Origin of the sequence: Chryseobacterium sp. MHB01, assembly GCF_034651565.1 — a bacterium.
GTDB classification, from domain to species: domain Bacteria; phylum Bacteroidota; class Bacteroidia; order Flavobacteriales; family Weeksellaceae; genus Chryseobacterium; species Chryseobacterium nepalense.
The window spans coordinates 1-13,243 of the sequence record NZ_JAYEDA010000002.1 but is presented as its reverse complement, the minus strand read 5'-3'; the positions used below and the strand labels follow the sequence as shown (position 1 = coordinate 13,243).

The window sequence follows — 13,243 nt, the reverse complement described above, 5'->3', positions numbered from 1 at the left end:
GAGAGGATGAAATTCGCTGCAATATTTATTACGTTTTCCATTTCACTTTTTACTTCTTACTTCTTACTTCTTACTTCTCACCTCTTACCTCTCTCTACTTAATCTGATATTCTTCAATTTTCCTGTATAATGTTGTAAGCGCGATACCTAAAAGTTCTGCCGTTTTGGTTTTGTTTCCATTGGCATAGTTCAGGACTTTTTGGATATGAATTTTTTCGGCACCTGCCAGCTCAAAAGCTGAAAGGATTTTACCTTTTATATTGATTTCCTGATCATATTGAAAATCCTGAGGGAGCGATTCTACCTGAAGCTCATCTTCATCGGTAAGAATAGTGCTTCTCTCAATGACATTCCGTAGCTCACGGATGTTTCCTTTCCAGGGATGTTTTTTCAGGGCTTCTCCGTACTCTTTTGAAAAGCCGGATATTTTTTTGCCGGTTTTTAGAGAAAAGTTCTTCAGAAAGTTGTAAGTAAGCTCTTCGATATCACTCACTCTTTCCCGAAGAGGCGGTAATTGTACGGTAAAAATGTTAATGCGGTAAAAAAGGTCTTCCCGGAAATTTCCGTTTTCTATTTCTTTTTCGAGGTTCCGATTGGTCGCTGCAATAATTCTTACGTCTATCTTAGTGGTTTTACTGTCTCCTACTTTTAAAAACTCTCCGGATTCCAGAACACGTAATAATTTAGCCTGAAGATCCATTGGCATTTCGCCGATCTCATCCAGGAAAACGGTCCCTTTATCGGCCTCTTCAAAAATTCCTTTCGAATCTTTTACGGCTCCGGTGAAGGCTCCTGCTTTATGTCCGAAGAGTTCATTCTCCAATAGTTCTTTACTGAAGGCAGAGCAGTTTACGGCAATAAAATTATACTTTGTACGGTTGCTTGCATTATGAATAGCGTTGGCAAAAACTTCTTTTCCGGTTCCTGTTTCACCGGTAAGCAGTACTGTTGCATCAGTGGTCGCTACTTTTTTCGCAGATTCTATCGCAGATTTTATTTTTCTGGAATGTCCTATAATCGATTCAAATGAATGTTTGTTACCCAGCTGTTTTTCGAGCTGGGAAATTCTTTTATTGAGAGAAACTTTTTCCAGCGCCTTATAGACCAGTGGGATGATCTTATTATTGTCGTCGCCTTTTGTAATATAATCAAAAGCCCCGTTTTTAATCGCCTGAACACCATCCTGAATATTGCCGTAAGCAGTTAAGAGAATAATTTCCAGCGAGGGATATTTTTCTTTTATTTTTTTCACAAAATCCACTCCGCTGCCGTCCGGAAGCTTTACATCGCATACTGCAACCTCTATATCGCTAAACTCCAGTCTTTTCATCGCATTTTTGAGATCTGAAGCCTGGAAAACTTCATATCCTTCAAGACTTAAAATTTTAGATAAAAGCGTTCTTATTTTCTCTTCATCGTCGATGACCAGTATTTTACTCACTGTTGTTATTTTGTTTACAAATTTAGATTATCTTTTAATAGGTTAAGTTGAAATGAGAATAAAATATCCTGTGCGATTTGCAATAGATTTAAGTACATATTATATTATGAGAATAATTCAAAGAGTATGTTGAAAATAAGCTTTTAACATATGATTTTCTTTTGTTTATTTAAATAACTGATAAATGTTATAAAAATCTAATGGTTGGATGTTTGCAGATGTACTTGATAAACATCAATAAGTCAGGATTAATTTAAAAACACTTCCTATGGATAATATATTTTTTGAAAGCTGGACTAAAGTAGGGCATGTTGCGTTACTTACCGTCATTTCTTTTGTAACACTTTTTCTGTTTATAAGAATCTCAGGAAAGCGTACACTCGCCAAGTTTAATGCATTCGATTTTGTGGTAACGGTAACACTCGGGTCGGTCCTGGCTTATATGATGCTTGCACAAGTGAGCCTTACTGAAGGTGTCGTTGTATTATTCCTTATTATTTCCATGCAGTTATTATTTGCAAAACTTTCCCGCAAGTCGAAAGTTATGGAGAAGCTACTCAATTCATCACCGAAGCTTTTGTTTTATAAGGGCATCTATCTTGAAAGCAATATGGAAAAGGAATCGGTTACCAAAGAAGAAATTCTGGCATCCATCCGCCAGAAAGGTATAGAGAATATAGATGAAATACTTGCTGTGGTTATTGAAGCAAATGGAGATCTTAGTGTCGTTAAAATGTACGATCAAACCACCACAAACAGTTCCTTAAAAGGAATAAAAAATCATGATATTGAAAGTTTTCCTGAAAATGGTGAATTATAATGTAGAAGTTTTACTATTTAGCTTAACTTATAAATTTCATTAGTTTTTTAAGACCTTTAAAGAGTGATTCATCATAATAACTGCATTTTTATACTATATACTTATTGTTTAATTTTAAGAAAAACGATTTACTTATATTTGCCCTGCAAAGCCAATTCAAATGTTCAAAAAAGTTTTCATTGTATTTATTCTTAGCGCTTATACGGGTTTTTGTTCGGCTCAACAGGTCCGGCCTGCAAAATCTTCTGAAATTTACCGCGAACTTAAAACACTCAAAAACCTGCCTAAAGTTTTATACCTTGCAGCACATCCCGACGATGAAAATACAGGTCTACTTTCCTGGCTGGTAAACGACCGGAATGTGGAAACAGGATATTTGTCTTTAACCAGAGGTGATGGCGGTCAGAATTTATTAGGCACCGAACAGGGTGCTGCATTGGGTTTAATCAGAACGCATGAGCTTTTAGAAGCAAGAAAACTGGACGGCGCCCAACAGTTTTTTACCCGCGCCATTGATTTCGGGTTTTCCAAAAATACAACGGATACTTTTAAACAATGGGATGAAAACAGTATTATAGCTGATGTGGTCTGGGTAATCCGAAAATTCCGTCCTGATGTGATTATTTGTCGTTTTCCTCCTACAGCTGCGGCAGGTCATGGACAACATGCGGCTTCGGCAGTGGTCGCAGAAAAAGCTTTTAAGCTCGCCGGTGATAAAGCGGCTTTCCCGAATCAGCTGAAATATGTTAATGCATGGCAGCCAAAACGCGTATTGTGGAATACGTTTAGGTTTGGTTCGGTCAATACAACCGCTGAAAATCAACTGAAAATCACGGTTGGGCAATATGATGCCCAACTGGGAATGGGTTACGGTGAGCTGGCCGGATTAAGTCGAAGTCTGCATAAAAGTCAGGGCGCAGGAACACAGTCTGTAGCCGGAATTAAAACCGAATATTTTTCACACGTTGATGGTGAGCCTGCAAAAACAAGTCTTTTTGACGGAATCAGTAAAACCTGGACTAAAGAAGGAAGTCCCGATATTGACCAGGCTTTGGATAAGATTATTTCTACATTCAATTTCAATCATCCGGACCTTAGTTTGCCCGCTTTGCTTGTTTTGAGGAAAAAGGTAATGGCATTAAAGGATTCAGACCTGAAAAAAAATAAAATTAAATCTCTTGATCATATTATTTTAAGCTGTGCAGGATTTATGGGTGAAGTCGTTACCAATCGGGCTGAAGCTGTTGCCGGCGATCAATACAATTTCAGGTTGAATATGATTTCAAGAGCTGAAAGCCCTGTCGTTTTAGAACATATAAAATGGTTAACCCAGTCAGAAAAGTTCAACAGAAAACTGGCAAAAGATTCATTAATTACCATTCAGCAAGATATTCAGATTCCTGCAGATGCAGCACTTACGGAGCCTTACTGGTTAGCAAAACCACCCGCAAATGCGGCGACTTTCTCTGTTCCGAATGATACTTTGGTCGGTTTACCCGAGACAGATTCACCATTGAATGTTTTACTGACTTTAAAAATAGGTTCGGAAAATTTTCAGGTAAAGCTTCCTTTATCATTTAAGAAATTGGACCCTGTACGCGGCGATGTCGTCGAACCTTTACGCATTGTTCCTGCATTAGAAGTAAAATTTACGCAACCTCTTTATCTGGTTAAAGAAAATGAAGATTTACGGGTAAGTTTAAATTTTAAAGTCAATTCCGATAAACCATTAAGCAATGGAAGAGTAAATCTGATGTATAATGGAGAACGATTAGGCGGTGGTGATTTACAATCGGTTAATGGAAAATATTTTACCGTAGATTATATAATTCCAAAAACGAAGCTGGCTTCAATACAGGCAAACCGCCTGAAATTAGATGCGAACTTCGTTGCCGATGGTATTACTTATGACAAAAAACAGGTATTAATCCAGTATCCGCATTTACCTTCCCTGCAATATTTTGCACTGGCATCGGTTAATGTTATGAAAGGTGATATCCGGGCGAATGTTAAAAAAGTAGGGTACATCGAAGGCGCCGGCGATTTCATTCCTGAGTTTCTTCGCATTGCAGGTATTCAGGTAGATATTCTGAAAGACGAAGATTTCTACGGCAATGTAAATGAATCTGGAAACGGGACTCAGAACAAACTGTCGCAATATGATGCTATCGTACTGGGAGTTCGTGCCAACAACACAGAGAAAAAACTGGGAGGCTGGATGCCTTTTTTATGGTCTTATGTGAAAGGCGGAGGAAATCTGGTGATGCAGTATAACACCAATCAGGATACAACCGTTGACCAGCTGGGAATATATAATTTGCATATCGCCAATAAACGGGTAACTGAAGAAAATGCTGAGGTTACATTCTTAAACCCTAATCATAAGTTACTGAACTTCCCGAATAAGATCACTCAAAATGATTTCAACGGCTGGGTACAGGAACGTGGCGCTTATTTTCCTGATCAATGGGATGCCGCTTATGAACCGCTTTTCGAAATGCATGACACCGGCGAGGAGCCGCTGAAGGGTTCAACTTTATATGCCAAATATGGAAAGGGTAATTTTATTTATACGCCGCTGGCATTTTTCAGACAGCTGCCTGCCGGAAATGTGGGAGCTGCACGATTATTTTTAAACTTTTTATCTGCACAGAAAAACTGATGAACAAAAAACTTAAAAATTGGAATCTCTGGTATATATTATTGGCAGCTGCGCTGGTCTTTCAGATTGTATTTTATTATTGTTTTACTAAATTCTGGTCATGAGTACTATAGATTGGACTGTTCTCATCTTTACCCTTGTTGCAGTGGTTATTTACGGGGTTTATATAGGCCGTGGCCAAAAAAGCAACGAGTCTTACCTGAAAGCAGATAATAAAATGCCGTGGTATATAGTGCTGATCGGGATTATGGCAACTCAGGCAAGTGCTATTACTTTTCTTTCGGCGCCGGGTCAGGCCTATACTGATGGTATGCGTTTTGTTCAGTATTACTTTGGTCTGCCTTTGGCGATGATCGTTATCTGTATTACCTTCATCCCGATTTTTCAGCGTCTGAATGTGTACACGGCTTACGAATATTTAGAAAACCGGTTTGATAAAAAAACAAGAGTGCTCACTTCGCTGCTTTTCCTTTTTTCAAGAGGATTATCCACAGGAATCAGCATTTATGCACCGAGCATCATCTTATCCAGCGTATTGAACTGGAATATTTATTTAACCAATGTTTTAACGGGTGGGATTTTGTTGATTTATACCTACGTCGGTGGGGCAAAAGCGATCGCCCATACCCAAAAATTTCAGTTCCTTATCATTCTGGGAACCATGGCTTTCGCCGGTTATCTGCTTATTGAAAATATGCCGAACGGAATCGGTTTTAAAGACGCCCTTTATCTGGCCGGGAAATCCGGAAAGCTGAATGTCATTACCACAGAATTCGACTGGAAAGATAAATACAATATCTGGAGTGGACTGATTGGTGGTTTTTTTCTGGCACTTTCTTACTTTGGGACAGATCAGAGTCAGGTGGGAAGGTATATTACCGCGAAAGACAATACCAATGCAAAAATGGGTTTGCTGCTGAACGGATTGGTTAAAATCCCGATGCAGTTTTCAATTCTTCTGATCGGTGCCTTGCTTTTCGCCTTCTTTTCCCTGAAGCCGGCTCCGATTTATTTTAATGAACGTTCTTATCAGAATCTGAAAGAGATACAACCTGAACAGGCCGCGGTATTCGAAAAAGAGCATCGGGATTTACAAGCAAAATTTAATGCAGAATCGAAAGAAATTTTAAAGCTAAAAGACACACATTCTCCTCAGCTTAACAAAACAATTCAGGATTTTAAAAACACGCAGGATGAGGTAAAAGCACTTCACGGAAGGGTAGAGGAGGCAATCAATACATCGAATTATAACGCGGAAAAAACAGATACCAATTATATTTTTCTGTATTTCGTAAAAAATACCCTGCCTGCCGGAATGATCGGGTTATTGTTTGCAGTCATTTTCTTAGCGAGCTGGGGTTCCATTTCGGCGGCGCTGAATTCTCTGGCAGCCTGCTCGGTAAAAGATATTCATCTGATATTCAGAAAAGAAATTCCGGATGAGAAAACCGAACTGAAGTACAGCCGACTGCATACGTTAGCCTGGGGAATCTTCTCGATTGGCGTTGCCATGTTTGCCACGCAGATGGGTTCTCTTATTGAAGCGGTGAATGTATTAGGCTCCCTTTTCTACGGTCCGATATTGGGGATTTTCCTGGTCGCCTTTTACTATAAAAAAATCAACGGTCAAAACGTTTTTATTTCTGCAATTCTTTCTGAAATTGCGGTTATTGCCGTTTATCAATTCGATATTGTTTCTTTCCTGTGGCTCAATGTCATCGGCGCTGCGGCGGTCATTTTATTTTCAGCAATTGGGTTATTGTTTTATAAGCCGAAAGCAGTACATTCGTAAACGAAAAAGAATAAGATAAAAAGCCTGGTTACATTTTGGCAGAAAACCAAAGCTCACGCAAATTATGGTGATGACGCAGATATCTACGCAAAAAAATCTGCTAAATCTGCCCGATCTGCGAGCGTATTATTAGCATAAAGGTAATATAAGCCTAAGAACAGGTAAAAAATATCATTCTGAAAAATATACTTTGACAACAAACAAATAAAGTGTTATGAAAACAATTTTTAAATCTGCTACCATTCTTGTTGCGGCCATGACGATTTCCGTAAATGCCTTTGCACAGGAAACTAAAAAACCGGCAAGTCCACCAATGACTGCGACAGGGAAAATTAAAGATGCCGACATTACTATCAATTACAGCAGTCCTTCCGTGAAAGGACGTACGATCTGGGGCGGACTGGAACCTTACGATAAAGTTTGGCGTGCCGGTGCCAATGAAGCCACTACTTTTGAAACGAGTAAAGACATTACCGTTCAGGGTAAAAAACTTCTGGCCGGAAAATACAGCTTTTTCCTGATCCCTAAAGCCAGCGGTTTGTGGACGGCTATCTTCAACAAAGAGCCAAAACAATGGGGCGCTTATAAATACGATCAGGCGAAAGATGCTTTACGCGTAGATGTAAAAACAAAAGCGTTACCAACCACCCAGGAAGCGTTGGTGTACAAAATCAACAAAAACGGATTCACCATGGATTGGGATAAAATCTCGGTTCCTGTGGAGATTAAGTAAGGTTGAATATGAAATTTGAAATCCCGGTTTTGGCCGGGATTTTTTTTTATAATTTTGATATATAAAAATTAATGTAAGGCCGATTAATCGCTGTAATTATAATCTTTTTCAATTTGCAGACATCTTTTTAATAAATGATCTACTATTTTTTACATTTTATTAACAATCTGCTTATTACCACATACTTTTTCAAAAAAACTTTAGATACCACATAGTGCTGGAATTATAGTAAAAGCCGTTATGGCGGTCTCTGTTTTGCTTTACCTATGGCATCACCAACAAAATATACATATATGTTAGCAATGAATTTCCGCGGACCTTTCCGCGTGCGCGCAGACCGCAATATGCCCGAGCCGCAAATAGAACATCCGGAAGACGCTATTGTAAAGGTATTAAGATCCTGCATTTGCGGTTCGGATCTGCATCTTTATCATGGCCTTGTTCCCGATACTCGTACCGGCACTACTTTTGGGCATGAGTTTATTGGAGAAGTCGTTGAAATCGGCTCTTCTGTACAAAACCTTAAAGTAGGGGATAAGGTTATGGTCCCTTTTAATATTTCTTGTGGTAAATGTGCCTTTTGCAAGCAGGAGCTGTACGGCAATTGCCATGAATCTAATCCGATGGCCACCGCAGTAGGCGGTATTTTTGGATATTCCCATACCGCCGGAGGATATCAGGGCGGACAGGCAGAATATGCCCGCGTACCTTACGCAGATGTAGGCCCAACCGTTATTCCCGACTGGATGGATCCCGATGATGCCGTGCTTCTTACAGACGTAGTTCCTACAGGTTATCAGGCAGCAGAAATGGCGGGTATTCAGAAAGGCGATACGGTAGTGGTTTTCGGTGCGGGACCTATCGGTATTATGGCGGCTAAATCGGCATGGCTTTTTGGAGCAGGACGGGTAATTGTCATCGACGAGCTGGAATACAGACTTGATTTTGTGGCCAAATATGCACAATGCGAAGCTTATAATTTTAACAGTATCGGCGATCCCGTGGTCTTCATAAAAACACAGACTGATTCTCTGGGTGCCGATGTCTGCATTGATGCCGTAGGCTGCGAGGCGAAAGGAAACTTCATGAATACTGTCATGGGAACAAAATTACTTTTACAGGGTGGCTCTACAACGGCGCTTCATTGGGCTATTAATTCCGTTAAAAAAGGTGGAATTGTTTCTATTGTAGGGGTTTACGGTCCTACGGATGCTTTGGTTCCGATAGGGAATGTGGTGAATAAAGGAATTACGATTCGGGCTAACCAGGCGGCGGTGAAACGTCACTTGCCTAAGCTTATCGAACACGTAAAAAACGGAATTCTTGATCCGAAACAAATCATTACGCACCGCGTTCCGCTGGAAGAAGTAGCGGATGCGTATCATATATTTTCAAGAAAGCTTGACGGTTGCATAAAGACTGTGCTTATTCCGCCAACTGCTTAAAAGTTTTTTAACCCAAAAATAGTACAACATGATTACAGACGAAACAAAGCCTTCCGACTTTAAGAAAAGTGAACAGGCAGATTATACTCATATAAAAGGCTGGGGAATTGATGCGGATCCTGAAAATGATCCCGTTTATCCCATGAAGAAACGTACCAACGAAGAACATGAAGGTTATGCCTGGCAAAGACCGGAACAGCAGCCTGAAGACGTTGAAATTTTGAAGTCAGTAGAGCGGCCTAATTTAACCGCTGCTTTTGGAACGGCATCACCGCCTGAAGGTCTTAACGGAGAAATCAGAAAATTTGCTTTTAAATACAGTGAATCCAGCTATGGCAGGTGGCTTCCGCTGGTATTGGCAGATCGCGTCGGTGCATTGGAAGGGATTATTGATGACTTAAAAAAAGGTCATTTGCCCAATATTTTTGCTGAGCGCGGCTGGGGAGCAGAATGGAAATACAACAGAAAGAATTTTCTGCTGAAGATAGCTGCAACGGCGGCCGTTACTGCTATTGCCATAAGCGTTATATCGTCAAAGAAGAAAAAGAAGTAATTAATCAACTCATGGCCGGAAGAAATTCCGGCTGTTTTTTTAAGACGACGCCCTTCATGCAACAGAACGCTGTAAGAGCGTAATAATAAAGTACCACAAAAATAGCTTTTATAGAGAAACCTGTGCATCAGGGATTTTTTGGTACATCATTTTGTATCATTTCGTTAAAATAGTTATGTTAAAAAGATCAATGACTGAAAAGCAATTGAAAATCCGGCAGCAGGCTTTTGCATTATCCGTCTGTACAATTGTATTCATGGCTGTCTACAATCTGTGTACGTGGCATGCTACTTCTTTAGGGCATCTGCCATCATTTACTTTTGACTTTGAGAGATCAATTCCATTCGTGCCTTTATCAATTGTTCCGTATATGGCAAGCGGATTTTTTTTCTGTCTCGTATTTTTTTCATGTAAAAATAAAAATCAACTAAAAATATTAACATGGAGGATGCTTTTTGTAATTATTATCGCCGGAATATTTTTTATTACGGTTCCTTTACGATTTTCATTGACAAAACCGGAGGTATCCAACAGTATCCTGAAACTTCCTTTTTCTTTTTTACATACTTTTGATTCACCTTTTAACCAGTCACCTTCGCTGCATATTGCTTTTGCTTTTATATTCTGGTCGGTATTTAAAGATCTTACCAATTGGCGGATGTTTCTAATGATTTGGCTGATTCTTTTAGGAATTTCAACATTGACTACCTATCAACATCATGTCATTGATATTTTAACCGGAGCCATTCTTGCACATGTTAGCTTTATTATCATTCCTTACCGAAAGAAAGACCCGAAATACCGAAGCTGCTGGTTGGCAAATTACTATTTCATATCGGGATGGATTCTCATTTTAGCGGCTTTATTGCTTCATAAATACTTTGCAACTGAGGGGTTAATACTTTTATTACCTGCGTTGATAATGATGATAATCGGGTATTGTTATCAGAAAAATACCGGTATTATATCTCAATTTATGCCAACGGTTAAACAAAATATATATCAGTCAGAGAAAAACTAATTACTTTAATCTTTCCTGCTAATAAATAACATTTCGGTTCCTTGCCCGGTTAGCCGTAAATGTTGCTTTCCTTTTGTACATTCGACTGGTGTACATGCAGGCTGTCCCCGTCTTTGGACATGGAAATACCCTGATCGCTGTAATCAAACTTTTCAATAAAGTGATAATATATCAGCCTTGCTACGGACCTTACGGTATTTTTTACCGTCTGAAGATAAAGTACAATGGACGTGATAACTGTTTTGTTGGAGATATTGGTTAAAATATTTTACAAAAATCAGCTTCATCATTTTTTCAGGAAGCATTCTTTCCCTCCCGAATAGTGAAGGCGCCTGCCGTTCCAGGCTTTTCAGCCTTCCGTAATTAGAGATTGTATATTGGTCAAATCTTCGACAGCCTTTTATTGGAGTTTTAATAGCCATTCCAACGGTTACCTGATTTTTCTCATCATGTTAATATAAGAAACGACATGTTCTGTCGTTAATGGATCATAGTTTTGCAAATCATATTTATAATAAGGGGAAATATTTTATCTGATCAAATTCATAATAAATTGATATTGTAGTTTTTCCCCAGCTTGTATAAAATAAGTATTTTTGCGGCGATTTAAAATTAATAATCAACACAACTCGAAATAAACATTAGGAATGAATAAAATCTACTCAGGAGCACTGTTCTTGTGCTTTGTTCTGGGCATTTCTGCCCAGGAAGTGATCTGGCAGAAAGACATTAGATCCTCCACCCAGGATTTTCTTTCCCAGGTTACCACTACCATCGACCAGCAGTATTTAATCACAGGAAGCAGCATCCCTTCGAGAGCCTCAGGGACCGCTGCTTCAGCCAACAACCAGCAGCCCAACAACGGTTACGATTTTCATTTGGTTAAACTCAACCAGCAGGGCGAAGAAGTCTGGGAGAAATATTTCTCGGGACAGAACCATGATTTCCTTTCGGCTACCGTGAATACCCAGGACGGTGGATTCGTTTTAGCAGGAACATCATTCAGCGGGAAAGGCTTAGACAAGAAGGAAGATTCCAAAGGCGGAAGCGATTTTTGGCTGATTCGCATCAACGAATTCGGGGATGAATTGTGGCAGAAAACGATTGGAAGTAATTCGGATGAAGAAGCCAGAGCGGTAATTCAGACAACGGATATGGGATTCTTTGTGGCAGGAAATGTCCAGAATTCAGCAAAAGGTTACGGATCCAAAGATGTTTTGGTCGTTAAATTAGATAAAAACGGAAAAGAATTATCGCAACTTATTTTAGGAGGAAAAGGCTTGGATGAAGTAGAGAAAATGATTCCTACGAAAGACGGAGGGGCATTGCTTGGAGTGTATTCCAGAAGCGGAGCGGTAGCTGGAAGCGGGATGCCGGAAGCGGGAAGTAAAGCCAGCAGCCAGATGCCAAAAGCCAGCGGCAATTTTGGGGAGGGTGATTACTGGATTATCAAACTCAATAAAGAAGGCAAAGTAGAATGGGAGAAGAATTTCGGAGGAAAGGGAGACGACCATTTGAGAACTTTAGCTTTAACATCTACAGGTTATTTAATCGGAGGCGAATCAAGATCTGAACGGTCAGGAAACAAAACCGTAGGCATTGAAGAAGGAACCGATTTGTGGCTGATCTCACTCAACGAAAGAGGAGAAGAGATCTGGCAGAAGTCCTACAATTTTAAAAACCGGGATGTGCTGATGGGAATGAGCGTAATAGCCGGGAAGCAGGAAGATGGAAGCGGGAAGTCTAAAGGCGTTCTCTTAGGAGGCCATACCCAGGCTGAAGGAAGAATTGAAAGTGATGATGAAACGTTCTGGATGCTGTATCTGGATCAGAATGGTAATGAGCAGTGGAGAAAACATGTAAAAGGAGAATCCAGGAAAAGAGAGGAACGACTTTCGGATATAAAGCTGAACAGAGACGGTTCGATTGTTTTGGCCGGGACGAGCGCCGAAGAGCTTGGCAAAGAAAACTGGAAGATCGTAAAGCTGGGTGACAGGCAGATTGATCAGCTTATTGAAAAGCAGGATATTAAGATCTATCCGAATCCTGTATCAGATTACGCGTATGTGGAGATTGGAATGGAAGATGGAAGATGGAAGCTGGGTGATGGAAAGTTCGAGGCAGAAATTGTTGTATATGATATGGGCGGAAGACAATTGCAGAGCCTGAAAACAAAAAATAAAGTGACCAAGATCAATACACAGAACCTGGTTCAGGGAGCGTATCTGGTGACGGTGAAGACGAATGATAACAAAACAGCGAGTGCTAAATTGATTAAGAAGTAACTATGAGAATCAAGAACATTATAAAAATACTGCTTGTAGTAAAGCTTTCGGTAAACTTTTTTTCAGCCCAGTCGGCTACTATTGAAGAGAATTTTCTTTCAGCTCCGTCAGCGGCTTCTTTACCGACTTATGTAAAATCTCCTGTAGCCATATCTTCCGGTATTCCGGAAACCAATATTCCGTTTTTTTCTCTGGCAACGCATAGCAAAGATATTACTCTTAATTGTGGTATGAATTACCACCCCAATAACTCAGGCCGTTACAATAAGGCTTCAGATCTGGGCTTAGGATGGTCTACCTACGGACTGACCGCTCTTATTTACAGGAATATCAATCCTTTCAACGGTTTTCCTGAAGATACTTATTATTATAATGTATTAGGGCGCAGCGGAAAGTTTTCCCTGAGCAAGAATTCATCCGGAGTTAATATATTCCGTAAACTGACTTATGATAAGTTAAATATTACTTTTACCGAACCAAACGGACAGTAT

The 13,243-nt window shown here is 39.8% G+C and carries 11 protein-coding genes; 9 read left to right on the top strand and 2 right to left on the bottom strand.

All coding sequences use genetic code 11. The annotated features are described in order from the left end of the window. Nucleotides 1-94: 94 nt before the first annotated feature. On the bottom strand, nucleotides 95-1,441 hold the full coding sequence (locus U9K52_RS03785) for a sigma-54 dependent transcriptional regulator (RefSeq protein WP_322925483.1): 1,347 nt from the start codon (nucleotides 1,439-1,441) through the stop codon (nucleotides 95-97). Nucleotides 1,442-1,709: 268 nt separating this feature from the next. Between U9K52_RS03785 and U9K52_RS03780 the strand changes: the two genes are divergently transcribed. From U9K52_RS03780 to U9K52_RS03750, 7 genes are all read left to right on the top strand, one after another. Beyond that, nucleotides 1,710-2,261: a DUF421 domain-containing protein gene (locus tag U9K52_RS03780; protein ID WP_322925482.1), complete on the top strand. Its 552-nt coding sequence runs from the start codon at nucleotides 1,710-1,712 to the stop codon at nucleotides 2,259-2,261. A gap of 160 nt (nucleotides 2,262-2,421) precedes the next feature. After that, nucleotides 2,422-4,923, top strand: coding sequence for a PIG-L family deacetylase (locus tag U9K52_RS03775; protein WP_322925481.1), 2,502 nt, complete (start codon nucleotides 2,422-2,424; stop codon nucleotides 4,921-4,923). A 100-nt stretch (nucleotides 4,924-5,023) separates the two neighbouring features. Further along, the gene (locus U9K52_RS03770) at nucleotides 5,024-6,715 is read left to right on the top strand and encodes a sodium:solute symporter (protein ID WP_322925480.1); all 1,692 of its coding nucleotides are present in this window, start codon (nucleotides 5,024-5,026) and stop codon (nucleotides 6,713-6,715) included. Between the two features lie 214 nt (nucleotides 6,716-6,929). Continuing rightward, the gene (locus tag U9K52_RS03765) at nucleotides 6,930-7,448 is read left to right on the top strand and encodes a DUF2911 domain-containing protein (RefSeq protein WP_322925479.1); all 519 of its coding nucleotides are present in this window, start codon (nucleotides 6,930-6,932) and stop codon (nucleotides 7,446-7,448) included. Between the two features lie 293 nt (nucleotides 7,449-7,741). Continuing rightward, a complete protein-coding gene (locus U9K52_RS03760) occupies nucleotides 7,742-8,893 on the top strand; it encodes a zinc-dependent alcohol dehydrogenase (RefSeq protein ID WP_248393992.1) in 1,152 nt (383 codons plus the stop codon). A 28-nt stretch (nucleotides 8,894-8,921) separates the two neighbouring features. After that, complete coding sequence (locus U9K52_RS03755; RefSeq protein WP_322925478.1) at nucleotides 8,922-9,446, top strand: hypothetical protein; 525 nt, start codon at nucleotides 8,922-8,924, stop codon at nucleotides 9,444-9,446. A gap of 175 nt (nucleotides 9,447-9,621) precedes the next feature. Then, complete coding sequence (locus U9K52_RS03750; RefSeq protein ID WP_322925477.1) at nucleotides 9,622-10,467, top strand: phosphatase PAP2 family protein; 846 nt, start codon at nucleotides 9,622-9,624, stop codon at nucleotides 10,465-10,467. Between the two features lie 152 nt (nucleotides 10,468-10,619). Here the strand turns inward: U9K52_RS03750 and U9K52_RS03745 are convergent, their stop codons facing one another. Next, entirely contained in the window at nucleotides 10,620-10,889 is a 270-nt protein-coding gene (locus U9K52_RS03745) for an NUMOD4 domain-containing protein (RefSeq protein ID WP_322925476.1), read from the bottom strand. Nucleotides 10,890-11,114: 225 nt separating this feature from the next. On the opposite strand from U9K52_RS03745, the gene U9K52_RS03740 reads away from it, so the two are divergent. Together U9K52_RS03740 and U9K52_RS03735 are read left to right on the top strand one after the other, a co-directional pair. Then, nucleotides 11,115-12,752: a T9SS type A sorting domain-containing protein gene (locus tag U9K52_RS03740; RefSeq protein WP_322925475.1), complete on the top strand. Its 1,638-nt coding sequence runs from the start codon at nucleotides 11,115-11,117 to the stop codon at nucleotides 12,750-12,752. 2 nt (nucleotides 12,753-12,754) lie between these two features. After that, nucleotides 12,755-13,243, top strand: a 489-nt coding sequence (locus U9K52_RS03735) for a hypothetical protein (protein WP_322925474.1), incomplete at its 3' end; no start/stop codon positions are given.

Bases quoted from the DNA above. Each gene is read 5' to 3' on its own strand.
- U9K52_RS03750 (WP_322925477.1), top strand. From the start codon at position 9,622: ATGTTAAAAAGATCAATGACTGAAAAGCAATTGAAAATCCGGCAGCAG.
- U9K52_RS03760 (WP_248393992.1), top strand. From the start codon at position 7,742: ATGTTAGCAATGAATTTCCGCGGACCTTTCCGCGTGCGCGCAGACCGC.
- U9K52_RS03775 (WP_322925481.1), top strand. From the start codon at position 2,422: ATGTTCAAAAAAGTTTTCATTGTATTTATTCTTAGCGCTTATACGGGT.
- U9K52_RS03770 (WP_322925480.1), top strand. From the start codon at position 5,024: ATGAGTACTATAGATTGGACTGTTCTCATCTTTACCCTTGTTGCAGTG.
- U9K52_RS03780 (WP_322925482.1), top strand. From the start codon at position 1,710: ATGGATAATATATTTTTTGAAAGCTGGACTAAAGTAGGGCATGTTGCG.
- U9K52_RS03745 (WP_322925476.1), bottom strand. From the start codon at position 10,889: ATGGCTATTAAAACTCCAATAAAAGGCTGTCGAAGATTTGACCAATAT.
- U9K52_RS03740 (WP_322925475.1), top strand. From the start codon at position 11,115: ATGAATAAAATCTACTCAGGAGCACTGTTCTTGTGCTTTGTTCTGGGC.
- U9K52_RS03765 (WP_322925479.1), top strand. From the start codon at position 6,930: ATGAAAACAATTTTTAAATCTGCTACCATTCTTGTTGCGGCCATGACG.
- U9K52_RS03755 (WP_322925478.1), top strand. From the start codon at position 8,922: ATGATTACAGACGAAACAAAGCCTTCCGACTTTAAGAAAAGTGAACAG.